General features: G+C 62.4%; 12 protein-coding genes. 3 read left to right on the top strand and 9 right to left on the bottom strand.

The genetic code is table 11. The annotated features are described in order from the left end of the window. Window positions 1-12: 12 nt before the first annotated feature. Both cydB and AB4O08_RS16445 read right to left on the bottom strand, forming a co-directional pair. Entirely contained in the window at window positions 13-1,020 is a 1,008-nt protein-coding gene (gene cydB, locus AB4O08_RS16450; RefSeq protein WP_010206692.1) for a cytochrome d ubiquinol oxidase subunit II, read from the bottom strand. A 1-nt stretch (window position 1,021) separates the two neighbouring features. Continuing rightward, window positions 1,022-2,461 carry a cytochrome ubiquinol oxidase subunit I gene (locus tag AB4O08_RS16445; RefSeq protein ID WP_010206693.1) on the bottom strand — a complete coding sequence of 480 codons (1,440 nt, stop codon included), beginning with the start codon at window positions 2,459-2,461 and terminating at the stop codon, window positions 1,022-1,024. Between the two features lie 319 nt (window positions 2,462-2,780). Here AB4O08_RS16445 and AB4O08_RS16440 point away from each other — a divergent pair, with 319 nt between their 5' ends. Further along, window positions 2,781-4,019 (top strand): MFS transporter, encoded by a 1,239-nt coding sequence (locus AB4O08_RS16440; protein WP_021492938.1) that lies wholly within the window; start codon window positions 2,781-2,783, stop codon window positions 4,017-4,019. Between the two features lie 157 nt (window positions 4,020-4,176). Here the strand turns inward: AB4O08_RS16440 and AB4O08_RS16435 are convergent, their stop codons facing one another. From AB4O08_RS16435 to AB4O08_RS16420, 4 genes are all read right to left on the bottom strand, one after another. Next, complete coding sequence (locus AB4O08_RS16435) at window positions 4,177-6,360, bottom strand: xanthine dehydrogenase family protein molybdopterin-binding subunit (RefSeq protein ID WP_010206695.1); 2,184 nt, start codon at window positions 6,358-6,360, stop codon at window positions 4,177-4,179. After that, a complete protein-coding gene (locus tag AB4O08_RS16430; protein WP_010206697.1) occupies window positions 6,357-7,346 on the bottom strand; it encodes an FAD binding domain-containing protein in 990 nt (329 codons plus the stop codon). The genes AB4O08_RS16435 and AB4O08_RS16430 overlap by 4 nt, the downstream gene beginning before the upstream one ends. Next, window positions 7,343-7,849, bottom strand: coding sequence for a (2Fe-2S)-binding protein (locus tag AB4O08_RS16425; protein ID WP_010206699.1), 507 nt, complete (start codon window positions 7,847-7,849; stop codon window positions 7,343-7,345). Before AB4O08_RS16425 ends, AB4O08_RS16430 begins: the two co-directional genes overlap by 4 nt. A gap of 96 nt (window positions 7,850-7,945) precedes the next feature. Continuing rightward, window positions 7,946-8,392 (bottom strand): DUF4879 domain-containing protein, encoded by a 447-nt coding sequence (locus AB4O08_RS16420; RefSeq protein WP_010206701.1) that lies wholly within the window; start codon window positions 8,390-8,392, stop codon window positions 7,946-7,948. 173 nt (window positions 8,393-8,565) lie between these two features. Between AB4O08_RS16420 and AB4O08_RS16415 the strand changes: the two genes are divergently transcribed. After that, the gene (locus AB4O08_RS16415) at window positions 8,566-9,861 is read left to right on the top strand and encodes an NCS2 family permease (RefSeq protein WP_021492943.1); all 1,296 of its coding nucleotides are present in this window, start codon (window positions 8,566-8,568) and stop codon (window positions 9,859-9,861) included. After that, window positions 9,858-10,937 (top strand): tRNA (uridine(54)-C5)-methyltransferase TrmA, encoded by a 1,080-nt coding sequence (trmA, locus tag AB4O08_RS16410; protein WP_010206703.1) that lies wholly within the window; start codon window positions 9,858-9,860, stop codon window positions 10,935-10,937. The genes AB4O08_RS16415 and trmA overlap by 4 nt, the downstream gene beginning before the upstream one ends. A 97-nt stretch (window positions 10,938-11,034) precedes the next feature. Here trmA and AB4O08_RS16405 read toward each other — a convergent pair whose 3' ends face one another. The 3 genes from AB4O08_RS16405 to AB4O08_RS16395 are packed head-to-tail and all read right to left on the bottom strand — an operon-like array spanning window position 11,035 to window position 15,406. Further along, window positions 11,035-12,351 (bottom strand): TolC family outer membrane protein, encoded by a 1,317-nt coding sequence (locus AB4O08_RS16405; protein WP_021492944.1) that lies wholly within the window; start codon window positions 12,349-12,351, stop codon window positions 11,035-11,037. Continuing rightward, the gene (locus AB4O08_RS16400) at window positions 12,348-13,673 is read right to left on the bottom strand and encodes an HlyD family type I secretion periplasmic adaptor subunit (RefSeq protein WP_042570857.1); all 1,326 of its coding nucleotides are present in this window, start codon (window positions 13,671-13,673) and stop codon (window positions 12,348-12,350) included. The genes AB4O08_RS16405 and AB4O08_RS16400 overlap by 4 nt, the downstream gene beginning before the upstream one ends. Continuing rightward, entirely contained in the window at window positions 13,670-15,406 is a 1,737-nt protein-coding gene (locus AB4O08_RS16395; protein WP_305469550.1) for a type I secretion system permease/ATPase, read from the bottom strand. Before AB4O08_RS16395 ends, AB4O08_RS16400 begins: the two co-directional genes overlap by 4 nt. Window positions 15,407-15,505 lie beyond the last annotated feature (99 nt).

The following is a 15,505-nucleotide window of genomic DNA, read 5'->3' as shown; positions in this document are numbered from 1 at the left end:
GGAACGACCCTCCTAGTGATAACCGTCTTCGTGGGTGACCTTGCCGCGGAATACGTAGTAGCTCCAGAAGGTGTAGCCCAGGATGAACGGGATGATGAACAAGGTGCCCACCAGCATGAAGCCCTGGCTTTGCGGCGGCGCCGCGGCATCCCAGATCGACACGGAGGGCGGAATGATATTCGGCCACAGGCTGATGCCTAAACCACTGTAGCCCAGGAAAATCAGCACCAAGGTCAGCAGGAACGGCGTGTAGTGCGCATGACGTGCCACCGCGCGGAACAGTCCGTACATGGTCACCAACACCAGGATCGGCACCGGCAGGAACCAGAACAGGTTCGGCAGGGTGAACCAGCGCGAGGCGATTTCCGGGTGCGTCAATGGCGTCCAGATGCTCACAATGCCAATCACCGCCAGCACCACAAAGGCCAATGGCCGTGCCAGGTTGTGCATCTTTTCCTGCAGCGGGCCTTCGGTCTTCATGATCAGCCAAGTGCAGCCGAGCAACGCATAGGCCACGATCAACGCGACGCCGCAGAACATCGTGAACGGTGTGGCCCAGTCCAGTGAGCCGCCGGCGAACTGGCGATCCACTACCGGAATGCCGTCGATAAACGCCCCCAGCGCCACGCCCTGGAAGAACGTCGCCGCCAATGAGCCACCGATAAACGCCTTGTCCCACAGGTGACGCTTGTGGTCCTTGGCCTTGAAGCGGAACTCGAACGCCACGCCACGGAAGATCAGCCCGATCAGCATCAGGATCAGCGGCAGGTACAGCGCCGACAACACCACCGAATAGGCCAGCGGGAACGCGCCGAACAACGCTGCGCCGCCCAGGACTAACCAGGTTTCATTGCCGTCCCAGACCGGGGCCACGGTGTTCATCATGACGTCACGGTCGGTCTTGCCCGGGATAAACGGAAACAGGATGCCGATGCCCAGGTCGAAACCGTCCATGACCACATACATCATGATGCCGAAGATGATGATCACGGCCCAGATCAGCGGAAGATCAATACCCATCTCAATTCCCCTTGTGCTGGATGTCGACGTGGTCGTCGTCGCTGCCATCATCGGCAGCCGACAACGGACGGGCCGGTGTGCGTTTCTGGCCAGGGCCACCGTGGGTAGGTTCACTGCCCTCGTGGGTCTGAGGTCCTTTGCGTACCAGGCGCATCATGTAGCCCAGGCCCGCGCCGAACAGCGCGAAGTACACCACCACGAACAACACCAGGGTGATCGTCATCTGCGCCAGGCTATGCCCGGAGGAAGCATCCGCCGTGCGCATCAAGCCGTAGACCACCCACGGCTGACGACCGATCTCGGTGGTGAACCAGCCGGCGAGAATCGCGATCAGGCCGGACGGGCCCATCCACAACGCCAGGTACAGGAACGGTTTGGACGTGTACATCTTGTCGCCCCGGCGCAGCCAGAGGCTGAACAAACCGGTGAAGATCATCAGGAAGCCCAGGCCGACCATGACCCGGAACGACCAGAACACGATGGTCGAGTTAGGGCGGTCCTCGGGCGGGAATTCCTTGAGCGCCGGAACCTGCTTATCCAGTGAGTGAGTCAGGATCAAGCTGCCCAGGTACGGGATTTCCACCGCGTACTTGGTTTTCTCGGCCTTCATGTCGGGCCAGCCAAACAGGATCAGCGGCGTCGGCTCGTTGCCGATGTTTTCCCAGTGGCCTTCGATCGCGGCAATTTTTGCCGGCTGGTGCTTCAAGGTGTTGAGACCATGGAAGTCGCCGATCACCGCCTGAATAGGCGCGACGATCAGGGCCATCCACATGGCCATCGAGAGCATTTTGCGGATCGCCGGGTTGTCCTTGCCGCGCAGCAGGTGCCAGGCCGCCGAGGAACCGACGAAGAACGCGGTGGCCACGAAGGCTGCCGTGGCCATGTGCGCCAGGCGATACGGGAAAGACGGGTTGAAGACCACGGCGAACCAATCGGTCGGGATCACGCGGCCATCAATGATTTCAAAGCCCTGAGGCGTCTGCATCCAGCTATTGGACGAGAGGATCCAGAACGTGGAAATCAACGTGCCGACGGCCACCATTACGGTGGAGAAGAAGTGCAGGTTGCGCCCGACCTTGTTCCAGCCGAACAGCATCACGCCAAGGAAACCGGCTTCGAGGAAGAAGGCCGTGAGCACTTCGTAGGTCAGGAGCGGCCCGGTGACGGCGCCCGCGAAGTCCGAGAAGCGGCTCCAGTTGGTGCCGAACTGGTAAGCCATGACCAAACCGGAGACCACACCCATACCGAAGTTGACGGCAAAGATCTTCGACCAGAAATGATAGAGGTCACGGTAGGTGTCGTTGTGGGTCTTGAGCCACAAGCCTTCCAGCACCGCAAGGTAACTGGCCAGGCCGATGGTGATCGCCGGGAACAGGATGTGGAAAGAGATGGTGAACGCAAATTGAATTCGGGCGAGATCTAGCGCCTCCAAACCGAACATAAGTCTTCCTCTGTCAGGTAATACCGGCTGCTGGCGGGAGCCTGCACCCACTGCCCCCCACGGATATGGAGTCTGGCGAATTTCAATTCGTTTCTTTTTTTAACCCACCCCGTCGGGAATCTGGCCTTGCGGCCGCCAGGTCGATGCCCGGGCGGACATTGATCTGGATCAAGCATTGCTAAAAGAGTAGTCCCATTTTCGATGTAGGACGGCGTGGTCTTTTGCCGCGTGACAGACTGCCTCAGCTCAGTTGTTGCAACTATCTGTTACAACTTAGTGATAATCTCGGCGCTCCCTCCGGCTCTGACCTGAACTCCCGATGCCTAGTGAACCCGCGTTGCTGTTGCGTCATCACCGCCCTTTCATTGCCTTCTGGCTGGCGCGCATCTTTACCGCCAGCGGTTTCCAGATGCTCACCGTGGCCATCGGCTGGAACCTCTACCAACTGACCGGCAATGTGCTGGACCTGGGGTTGGTCGGCCTGGTGGAGTTTGTGCCGCGCGTACTCTTCATGTTGCACACCGGGCATGTGGCCGATCGTTATGAACGGCGCAAGGTCGCTGCCATCTGCCAGACCGTGCAGGCGCTGATTGCCCTGAGCCTGGCCATCGGCGGGCTGACCGGCAACGTGACCCGCGAGATGATTTTTATCCTCGCCTTCCTGCTTGGCGCCGCACGTTCGTTTGAAATGCCGACCACTCAGGCGATGCTGCCGAGCATCGTCCCCAGCACCTTGTTTCCGCGAGCCGTGGCCTCGTCGCAGTCGGCCCAGCAGTTGGCAACCATCGTCGCCCCAGCCCTCGGCGGTTTGCTTTACGCGTTTGGCAGCGTCTGGGTCTATGGTCCAACGGTGGCGCTGTACCTTATCGCCTGCGTGCTGACCCTCAACCTGCCCGCGCGCCAGACGCCACTCAACAAAGGCAAGGCCACCCTGGATTCTCTGCTCGCCGGCATCCGCTTCATTCGCAGCCGCCCGGACATTCTCGGTGCCATCTCCCTCGACCTGTTCGCCGTGCTGCTGGGGGGTGCCACCGCGTTGCTGCCGGTGTTCGCCAAAGACATCCTGCTGACGGGCGCCTGGGGCCTGGGCCTGCTGCGTTCGGCGCCGGCAGTGGGGGCGTTGTTGATGTCACTGTGGCTGGCGCGGTTTTCGGTGGACCGCCACGTGGGTCGTGTGATGTTTACCGCCGTCGGCGTGTTCGGTGTGGCGACCATTGCGTTCGGGCTGTCCACCTCGTTCTGGTTCTCCCTGGCGGTGCTGGTGGTGCTGGGCGCGGCGGACATGATCAGCATGGTGATCCGCGCCTCCTTCGTGCAGTTGGAAACGCCGGATGAAATGCGCGGGCGGGTCAGTGCCGTCAACGGCCTGTTTATCGGTGCGTCCAATCAGTTGGGCGAGTTTGAGTCCGGCATTACCGCCCACTGGTTCGGCACCGTGCCCGCCGTGGTCATGGGCGGGATCGGTACGCTGGTCGTGACCGGGGTCTGGATCAAGTTGTTCCCGACGTTGGCCAACCGGGATCGGATGCATGTGCCAGTGGAAGACGCCAAGGTTTAAGCCCCGCCACCTACCCTGATGCTGGAATGCACTAAGTGTGGGCGCGGGCTTGCTCGCGAATGCGGTGAATCAGCCAGCCCATCAGGTGACTGTCCCGCCGCATTCGCGAGCAAGCCCGCTCCCACATTTTGGATCTTCGGTGGGTGGAAGATTGGGGCTAGAGCACCTTGTCCAGGGTAATGGGGAACTCCCGCACCCGCTTGCCGGTGGCGTGATAAATCGCATTGGCCACCGCCGCCGCCACGCCGACGATACCGATTTCCCCGACGCCCTTGGACCCCAGGGCATTGACGATCTCGTCGTGCTCTTCGACAAACACCACGTCAATGTCGCCGATATCGGCGTTTACCGGAATGTGGTACTCCGCCAGACTGTGGTTCATGTAGCGCCCCAGCTGATGGTCGATCTGGGTTTCTTCATGCAGCGCCATGCCAATGCCCCACACCACACCCCCCAGGATCTGGCTGCGGGCCATCTTGGGGTTGACCACCCGCCCGGCAGCAATCGCGCTGACCACCCGACGCACCTTGATGGTGCCCAGGTCTTCATCCACCTGCACCTCGACGAAGACCGCCGAGTGGGTGGCGGTGCTGTAGCCCTCGCGTTTCTTGTCGGGCTCACTGTCGACCTGCACTTGCAGCGCGTCTTCGCCGCTGTCCTTGACCAACTGTGCCAGCGACACACTCACGTCGCCGGTATGCAGATGGCCATCTTCGAAGCGCACGGACTCGGCATCCTTGAACACCGGATACGTCTGCCGGGCAATGCTCAACAGTTTGCCGGTCAACGCTTCGCAGGCTTGCTGCACAGCGGTGCCGACGGAGGACACGGTAAACGACCCGCCCTGCAACGGCGCGGTGGGCAATGATGAATCCCCCAACACAAACGTCACGTCTTCGACCGCCACACCGCTGGCCTGCGCCGCGATCTGGGTCATCACCGTGTAAGTCCCGGTGCCGATATCAGTGGTGGCGCTGCTGACGGTCAGCTTGCCCTGCACGTCGATTCGCGCCTTGGCACTGGCCTTCATCTGCATGGCTTCCCATACCCCGCCGGCCATGCCCCAGCCGATCAACTGGCGACCGTCGCGCATGCTGCGCGGCTCCGGGTTGCGCTGGTTCCAGCCAAAACGCTCGGCGCCTTCGCTGTAACATTCGCGCAGGGCTTTGCTGGACCAGGGTTTGTCTTCGTTCTGGTTACGCTCGGCGTAATTGATCAGCCGCAGTTGCACCGGGTCCAACCCTAAGGCGCTGGCCAGTTCATCCATGGCGCATTCCAGGCCGATCACGCCGAGGGCGGCGCCAGGTGCGCGCATGTCCAGCGGCGTGAACACGTCCAGGGGCACCAGTTTGTAGGTCAGTTGCACGTTGTCGCAGTGGTAGAGCATGCCGCTCCATTCCACGACGTGTTCGCTGAAGTCTTCGAAGCGCGAGGTCTGGCCGATTGCGGTGTGCCCCAGCGCCAGCAGGCGCCCATTGGCGGCGGCGCCCAGTTGCAGGCGCTGCAAGGTGCGCGGGCGGTAACCGAACGTGAACATCTGCTGACGCGTCAGCGTGACCCGCACCGAACGCTTGAGTGCCAAAGAGGCCATCACTGCAAGCGGCAATTGGTACTGCGGACGCAGGCCGGAACCAAACGCACCGCCGACAAACGCGGCGAAGATACGCACCTGGCTTTTATCCAGGCCGAAGACTTCTTGCACATAGGCCTGGCAGTTCTGCGGGCCTTGGGTCTTGTCATGGATATGCAGGGTGCCGTCCGGCTGATACAGCACGGTGCTGGCGTGGGGCTCCATCGGATTATGGTGTTCGATAGGCGTGCTGTAGTGCACGTCCAGGCTGACGGCGGCGCCGGTCCATTCGGCCTGGAAGTTGCCACGCGGCGTGGGCGGGGTCTGCGGCGAGGCGTGGGCCTGGTCCTGCATGGCCAGCAAGTCGGTTTCGAAGGCTTCGGTCTCGTACTCGACCTGCACCAATGAACCGGCATGCCGCGCCAGCTCAAGGTTGTCGGCGATAACCAGGGCCAGGGGCTGGCCGCTGTACAGCACGCGGTCGTTGTAGAGCGGCCGAAACGGCGAGCCGTCGGCGGCGTCGGCGTCCTGGAAAGCATCGTCGTAGCTGGCGATTTTGGGGCGATTGAGGTGATGGATCACGTCCACCACGCCCGGCAGGGCCAGCGCTTTGGAAGCATCGATGCGCAGCACACGGCCCTTGGCGACGGTACTGGACACCACGCTGCCATGCAGCAAGCCGTCCTCGGGAAACTCACCGGCGTAGCGCGCCTGGCCAGTGACCTTGAACAGACCGTCAACCCGGTCCAAGGGTTTGCCGATAGCGGTCATGGGCGTTCTCCTGCGACAGCAGCGTCACTCAGGGCGCGAATAATCCCCCGGCGTGCCAGCTTGATCTTGAAGCCGTTGTGTTCCAGCGGTTCTGCGTCTTGCAGCAGAGCGTCGGCGGCGTGGCTGAAGGTTTCGCGGCTGACGACCTGGCCGATCAGCGCGGCTTCCACGGCGCGATCACGCCAGGGCTTGTGGGCCACGCCGCCAAGGGCCAGACGCGCATCGACGATAGTGTCACCGTCCAGTTCAAGCGCTGCGGCAACCGACACCAGGGCAAAGGCATAAGATGCGCGGTCGCGGATTTTCAAATAGTTGCTATGGCGCGCCAGGTTGTCGGCGGGCAGCTCGATGGCGGTGATCAGCTCATCGTCGGCCAGCTGGTTGTCCCGTTGCGGCGTATCACCGGGCAGGCGATGGAAATCGGCAAACTCGATGATCCGCGCACCGCCGCGCCCTTCGACATGCACCCGCGCCTCCAGCGCCGCCAAGGCGACGCACATATCGGAAGGATGGGTGGCGACGCACTGCTCACTGGCGCCGAGGATCGCGTGGATGCGGTTCAAGCCCGTTCGCGCCGGGCAGCCGGTGCCAGGCTCGCGCTTGTTGCAGGGCACGGTGGCGTCATAGAAGTAGTAGCAACGGGTGCGCTGCAACAGGTTGCCGCCGGTACTGGCCATGTTGCGCAATTGCGGCGAGGCGCCGGCAAGGATGGCCTGCGACAGCAGTGGGTAGCGCTGTTCGATCAGCGGGTGCCAGGCCAGGTCGGCATTGCTCACCAGGGCGCCGATCAACAGCCCTCCGTCGCTCGTCTCCTGAATGTCACGCAACGGCAGGCCGGTGATATCGATGAGGTGCTCGGGGCGGCTGATGTTTTCTTTCATCAGGTCCAGCAGGTTGGTGCCACCGGCGATAAAGCGCGAGGCGCCCGTGCTCAGGTGCACGGCCTCCTGTACATCGACGGGTTTGCTGTAATGGAAGGGGTTCACTGCTCACCTCCCACAACGTCCACGATGGCATCGCGAATATTGTTGTAGGCACCGCAGCGGCACAGGTTGCCGCTCATCAGTTCTTGGATTTGCGCGGTGTCGTGGGCACGGCCTTCATTGGCCAGGCCCACGGCGGAACAGATCTGGCCGGGGGTGCAGTAACCGCACTGGAAGGCGTCGTGCTTGATGAACGCCTGCTGCATCGGGTGCAACTGGTCGCCGTTGGCCAGACCTTCGATGGTGGTCAGCTCGGCGCCATCGCACATCACCGCCAGGGTCAGGCAGGCATTGATTCGCTTGCCGTCGCGCAACACTGTGCAGGCACCGCATTGGCCGTGGTCGCAGCCTTTTTTACTGCCGACCAGATCGAGTTGCTCGCGCAACAGGTCGAGCAGCGTGGTCCAGGGCAACACATCCAGCTGGCGTTCCTGGCCGTTGAGGCTCAGGCGTATGGAGTGGCTGACGAACGGTTGGGCCGCCGCGCCATTAGGGGTCGCGCTCATAAACACCTCACGGGTTGGTCTACATCCGCGGCGTTCAGGAAAATCGCCGTCTCAGGGGTACGACTTCCCGGGGTATTGAGCGTTCAAGCTGATTGATCAGCGGATATTGAGTTGCGTGGTCAGGGTGTTTTGCGGGGGGTTGATCGAGGAATTGCTGTACTGGAACCAGCCCTGGGCCTCGACATTCAGGTCAAACACATAGATGTAGCCCATCAGCGTGCCTGCGCCGTTGCACACTTCGCTGATGTTGCCGACCTGGCAGACCGGCGTGCGCTGCCCATTCAATTCGGCACCATCGAAGCGGCCCATGGGGTTATTGCCCAAGCCGACTTCCATCACAGAAACCTTGGTGGGACCGCGGTGCGTGCACATCTGCGTACTCTGCGCGCGCTCGGGAATGGTTTCGGTGCAAGCCGCCGATTCGACCTTGAACACGCGCACCTCGCTCAAGGGCGGTGCAGCCGCGCCCCACGCCGGTGCTGCGCCGAGCAACAGGCTGAGACAGGGGATCAGGGCTAGACTCCACGGGCTGGCGATTTTCATGCTGCAAGTGACCTTCGTTTAAACGTCGGCGCAGTATGCCTCAAGGCCTCGGCTGCTGGTATGATGCGCCGCTTTTTCCGATCCTCTCTGAAACCACAGGCGCTTGGCGCAGTTTGTGCTTTGACTTAGAGGTCAACAAATCACGACGCCACAGAGCGTCACAGGGAGCAGGCATGCTGGAAAAGCTGTTTCAACTCAAGGCACACAACACCAACGTGCGCACCGAGATTCTCGCGGGCATCACGACATTCCTGGCCATGGCCTACATCCTGTTCGTGAACCCGAGCATCCTCGGCGAGACCGGCATGGACAAGGGCGCGGTGTTTGTCGCGACCTGCCTGGCGGCGGCCATCGGTTCGACCGTGATGGGCCTGATCGCCAACTACCCGATCGCCCTCGCGCCGGGCATGGGCCTCAACGCCTTCTTTACCTACACCGTCGTCCTGCACATGGGCCATACCTGGCAGGTTGCGCTGGGTGCGGTGTTTATCTCGGCGGTGCTGTTCTTTCTGCTGTCGATCTTCCGTATTCGTGAATGGATCATCAACGCCATCCCCCTGCCGCTGCGCTCGGCGATTGCCGCCGGTATCGGTCTGTTCCTGGCGTTGATCGCCCTGCATAACGCCGGCATCGTGGTCAGCAACCCGGCCACCATGGTCGGCATGGGCGACTTGAAACAACCCGCGCCGATCCTCGCCACCCTCGGTTTCGTGCTGATCGTTGCACTGGAAGCCCTGGCCGTGCGCGGCGCGGTGCTGATCGGTATCCTGGCGGTGACCATCGTGTCGATCCTGCTTGGCGTCACCGCCTTCGGCGGCGTGACCTCGATGCCACCGTCCCTGGCTCCGACCTTTCTGCAGCTGGACATCAAAGGCGCGCTGGATATCGGCCTGGTCAGCGTGATCTTCGCCTTCCTGTTCGTCGACCTGTTCGACAACTCCGGCACCCTGATCGGCGTGGCCAAGCGTGCCGGCCTGATGGGCAAGGACGGCCACATGCCGAAAATGGGTCGTGCGTTGATTGCCGACAGTACTGCCGCCATGGCCGGCTCGCTGCTGGGCACATCGACCACCACCAGCTACATTGAATCAGCGGCTGGCGTGAGCGCCGGTGGCCGTACCGGTTTGACCGCCATCGTGGTCGCGATTTTGTTCCTGCTGGCGTTGTTCTTCTCGCCACTGGCCGCCAGCGTACCGGCCTTCGCCACTGCGCCGGCACTGCTGTTTGTGGCGGTGCTGATGACCCAGGGCCTGGCCGAAATCGACTGGGACGACATCACAGTTGCAGCGCCGGTGGTCATCACCGCCCTGGCGATGCCTTTCACCTACTCCATTGCCAACGGCATCGCCTTCGGTTTCATCGCCTGGACCGCCATCAAGCTGCTTTCGGGCCGCTACCGTGAGCTGAACCCCGCGCTGGTGATTCTGTCGATTCTGTTTGTGATCAAGCTGGGCTGGTTCAACGCATGACTTTTGACGCCGCACGCTACACCGCTCAACTGCAAGACAAGGTCACGCGCTTACGTGACCTGCTGGCTCCGTTCGACGCGCCAGAACCGCAGGTCTTCGACTCGCCGCTGCAGAACTTCCGCCTGCGCGCCGAGTTCCGCCTGTGGCGCGAGGGCGGTGAGCGCCACTACGCGATGTTCTCCCAGGACGACAAGCGCACGCCGATCCTGATCGAAGCGTTCCCCATCGCAAGCACACGCATCAACCAGTTGATGCCGCAACTCAAGGCCGCCTGGCAAGCCAGCGCCGCCCTGAGCCACAAGCTGTTCCAGGTGGAGTTCCTGACCACCCTGGCCGGCGACGCGATGATCACCCTGTGTTATCACCGCCCGCTGGATGAGCACTGGCACACCGCCGCACGCCAACTGGCGGCCGACTTGAATGTCAGCATCATCGGCCGCTCCAAGGGCAAGCGCGATGTGATCGGCCACGACTACGTGGTGGAGAAACTCGACGTCGGCGGCCGCACGTTCAGCTACCGCCAACCCGAAGGCGCCTTCACTCAGCCCAACGGCACGGTGAACCAGAAGATGCTCAACTGGGCCTATGAAGCCTTGGGTGATCGTCCGGATGACTTGCTGGAGCTGTATTGCGGCAACGGCAACTTCACCCTGCCCCTGGCTACGCGTGTACGCAAAGTGCTGGCCACCGAAATCAGCAAGACCTCGGTGAATGCGGCCCTGAGCAACCTCGATGAAAACGCGGTGGATAACGTCACCCTGGTGCGCCTCTCCGCCGAAGAACTCACCGAGGCACTGAATGAAGTGCGCCCGTTCCGCCGCTTGCACGGCATCGACCTGAAAAGCTACGAATTCGGCAGCGTCTTCGTCGACCCGCCTCGCGCAGGTATGGACCCGGACACCTGCGAGCTGACCCGGCGCTTCGATAACATCCTGTACATCTCCTGCAACCCGGAGACGCTGGCGGCGAACATTGCGCAACTGCATGACACGCACAAGATTACCCAATGCGCGATGTTTGACCAGTTCCCGTGGACGCACCATATGGAGTCCGGGGTGTTATTGACTCGGCGGTAACTCAAACGCCTCCGGTGCCTTCTTGCTCGGCCGTCCGCCCTTCTTGCCATTGGCGCGGGCGGCGGCTAAAGCCCGGCGAATGCCGGGTTATAACCACTTACGCCGAGGGCTGGAAATACCCCGCCAATGCCCGCAAGTCCTGCTCGCTCAGCAACCCCGCGTAATACTTCAACTGAATCCTCGCCAACAAATAGGCATGCCGCGCGTTCGCCAAATCGCGACGGGCGGTGAAGAGTTGTTGCTCGGCGTCGAGCACGTCGAGGTTGACTCGTTCACCGCCGGCCACACTCTTTTTCGTCGCAGCGACCAACGCTGTGGCGGAGCTGACCGCCATCTCATAGGCACGCACTTTCGCCGCGCCGCTGGTGTTGAGGTTGAACTGTTTGCGCAACTCCACCAGGGTGGCCGAGGTTTGCGCGTCAAGCTCGTATTGGGCCTGGGACAGCTGGTTCGCCGCCTGGCGGGTGGACGCCGATACGCCGCCGCCGGCAAACAGCGGCAGGCTGACCTGAATGCCGACGGTATTGGTGTCGTACTTCTGGTTGTAGCTGCTTTCCGAGTCGGAGTTGGTCTGGCGGCTGGTGGCATACAGGCTGACCTTGGGCAGGTGTCCAGCGCGTTTGCGCTCCACTTCATAGGACGCCACATCCAGGGCATGGTGCTGGGATTTAAGTTCCGGGTTGTTGGCCATGGCCATCTCGCGCCAGGTTTCGAAACGATTGGGCTCCAAGGGCGGTATCTCGAATTGACGCGTCAGCGGCGCCAGCTCTTCGATCTGCAGCGGTTGGCCAATGATGGCTTCCAGCTCACGCAATGCGCTGTCCTGAGCGTCCTGGGATTCGAGTTCTTCAGCCAGGGCCAAGCTCAAGCGCGCCTGGGTTTCCAGCACATCGGTGCGTGTGCCTTCACCACCTTTTAAGAGGCGATCATTGAGTTGCAAGCGCTCGGCATACGCGCGCTTCTGAGCGCGGCTCAGCTCGATGCGTTCCTGGGCCAGCAACGCCTGGCTGTAAGCGTTGAGCACCCGCACCGCCAGCTCCTGGCTCTTGCCGCGAAAGCGCTCGTCGGCCATGAGCGCCTGGGCGGTGCCCTGGCGAAAACGCGCGTAGGCTTCGTAATCCAGCAGCGGTTGCTGCAAGGTCAGGGTCGACGCATAGCTGCGGTAATCACGCTCACTGGTCACATCACCCGCCGTCACTTCGGATGCGTTGCGCGAGTTGTTATAGCTCCACGACAAATTCGGTAGTAACGCCGCACGGCCGATCGCGCGGTTTTCTTCACCGCCTTCACGCTCCTGGATAGCGGCCTGAAATGTCGGATCATTGCGTAGGGCCAAGTCGTAGGCATCCAGCAAACCCAAGGCCTGCACCGCCGAGGAACAACCAAAACACACGGTAAACAACAGCGCCTTCATTCTTCCACCAGGGCCATATGGGTGCGATCCATCAAAGGTTTAAACAGGTAGTTGAGCATCGAGCGCTCGCCAGTCTTGACGAAGGTTTCCACTGGCATGCCCGGACGGATCTGCACACCGTCCAGTTGCTGCATGCCGGCCGCGCTGACTTGGGCACGCAGCGTGTAATACGGCTCGTCGGAGCGTTCATCGACCTGGCGGTCCGCCGACACCAACGTCACCTCGCCGGCCACCCGTGGTGTGGTGGATTGGTTGAACGCCGAAAACATCAGTTCCACCGGCAGGCCGGGATGCACCTTGTCGACCATCTGCACCGGCACCCGCGCCTCCACCAGCAAGGGTTCGCCCTGGGGCACGATGTCCATCAACGCCTGGCCGGGCTTGATCACGCCGCCTTCGGTGTACACATCCAATCCCACCACCACGCCAGATGCGGGGGCGCGCACCAGGCTGTTAGCCAGTTCGAACTCGGCCGACGCCAGGCGATTACGCAGGTCGTCGCTGCGGGTGCGGGTCTCGGCCAACTGGCCACGCAGGTCCTTCTGAAAGTCTTCGCCGAGCTGTCGGATGCGCAGACGCAGTTCCATCACCTGGCGTTGCAGTTGGCCGATGCGGCCGTAGTCCTCGGCGATGGCGCCGTCTATTTGTGAGTACAACCGTTCGCTGTCGAGCAGGCGATTGCGTGGGATGTAGCCCTCACGCGCCAGCTCGCGCAGGCCCTGCAACTGCTCATTCAACGCGGCGCGTTGCTGGACTTTGCTCGCTTGCGAATCCCGCGTGCCCCGCAGTTGCGCCTCGGCCCCGGCGATGGTTTCGCGCAGGCCTTGTTGCTCGGTGGCCAATGCCTGGGCGCGGCTATTGAACAGCTGCCGTTGCAGGCTCAGCGTGCCCGCTGCCTCCGGGTCGTTGAGCAACTCAGGGCCGAAACGGATCGCCGACAACCCTTCACTTTCCGCACTCAAGCGCGCTTCGCTGGCCAGGGACGCCAGGTACTGGCTGCGCAGGGACTGCATCTGCGCGCGCAACGGGGTTTCCTTCAAGCGCAGTAACACCTGGCCGGCGCTGACCACGTCACCGTCGCGCACGTCGATACGCTCGACGATGCCACCGGCAGGATGCTGCACGGTCTTGCGATGACCCGAGACCATGACCTTACCCGGCACCGCCACGCCCTTGTCCAACGGCGCCAGCGCGGCCCAACCAAGGAACCCGGCAAAACCACCGAGCACCAACAACCAGCCCAGGCGTGAGTACTGTTTGTCATCCAGCGCCAGGACGTTGTTAGGCGCTTCGCTGACCAACACGGGTTTGCTCTGGTTCATGCCTGTTTTCCTTCACCGAGGCGGTAGCTCATGCTCATGGTCGATACCCGCTTGGCCGCTGCCGGTTTCTGCCGTGCCTCCAGCACGCGCGCCGTCGGCCCGAAGGCTTGCATCTGGCCGTCCTTGAGGATCAGCAGCTGGTCCGTCAGGCTTAGCACGTTGGGTTTGTGGGTGATCAGGATGATCGTACGACGCTGCTGCTTGAGCTGGGCGATGGCCCGGAGCAGGGCGTGTTCACCAACTTCATCAAGATTGGCATTGGGCTCATCCAGCACGATCAGCGCAGGCAAGCCGTACAGCGCACGGGCCAGGGCGACGCGTTGTTTCTGGCCGCCGGACAGCCCGGCGCCGCCCTCCCCCAAGTGCGTGTCGTAGCCCTGGGGCAGTTGCAGGATCAGCTCATGTACGCCGGCCAGTTGCGCGGCAGCAAAGACTTTGTCGGCGTCGACTTCAGCAAAGCGCGCGATGTTCTGCGCGATGCTGCCGGCGAACAACTGGATGTCTTGCGGCAGGTAACCGATGTGCGGGCCCAACTGCTGTTTGTCCCACAGCGCCAAGTCGGCACCGTCCAGCCGCACCTTGCCGGCCAGGGGGCCCCAGGCGCCCACCAGTATCCGAGCCAGGGTGGACTTGCCGCAGCCAGACGGCCCGATCACGCCCAGGACTTCGCCTGCTGCCAGGTTGAAGCCCAGATTAGCCAACGCCGGCCGACGGCTGCCAGGGGCACAGGCGCTGATCTGTTCGACGCTCAGTTGGCCTTTGGGCACCGGCAGCGTCATGCGCTCAGGGCGCGCGGGATTAGCCTCCAGCATCTGCGACAACCGATCGAAGGCCAGGCGTGCCGAGCCCCATTGTTTCCACACGCCGATCAATTGGTCGATAGGGCTCAGCACACGGCCCATCAGGATCGAACCGGCAATCATCATCCCGGGCGTGATATCGCCCTGCACTGCCAGCAAGGCGCCCAGGCCCAGTACCAGGGATTGCAACGCCAAGCGCACACCCTTGGACCAAGCGGTGACGGTCGCCGTCTTTTCACTGGCCAGGTTCTGCTGCGCCAAAAACGCCTGATGCTGACCGAACCATCGGGCACGCAAGGTGGCAAGCATGCCCATGGCTTCGATGGTGTCGGCATTGCGCAGGTTGGCCGTGGCTTGCTGGCTGGCGTTGATGGACAGTTGGCTGGCCAGGGCCATGGGCGCCTGGCTGACGTGATGGTTGACCCACGCCAGCACGATCAACAACACCGCCCCGACCAGGGCCAGCAGACCCAGCCAGGGATGGAACAGGAAAATCACCAGCAGGTACACCGGAAACCACGGCGCATCGAAGAACGCGAACAACGCCTGGCCGGTGGCGAACTGGCGCAGCGTGGTCAGGTCATGCAGCGCCTGGCCCGCCGCCTGGGTGCCGCCCTTGAGTTGCGCTTCGAACGCGGCGTCGTACACCCGCTGGTTCAAGCGCATGTCCATCTGCGTACCGAGTCGAATCACCACCTGGCTGCGCACCCATTCCAACGCGCCCATCAGGCCGAACAGGCCGAGGATCATCAGCGTCAGCATCAACAGGGTCATCTGGTTGCCCGAGGCCAGCACCCGGTCGTACACCTGCAGCATGTACAGCGCCGGCGCGAGCATCAGCAGGTTAATCACCGCCGAGAACAGGCCGATGTTGAAGAAGCCACTTTTATAGGCCTTGAGGGCGGCCAGGGTTTCGTTGCCGGCGTGGCGCATCTGGGGATTCTCATGGGGTTGAGCGGGCAGCGCCGCGTTGACAGGTAAAACGGCGCTGCGCAGAATTCGGCACCGCCGTCGCTGAAGAAGTAGAAGGCT

Source organism: Pseudomonas sp. H3_E07, from assembly GCF_054668895.1.
Note: the sequence above shows the minus strand (reverse complement) of the source record. Positions and strands in the feature narration are given on the sequence as shown.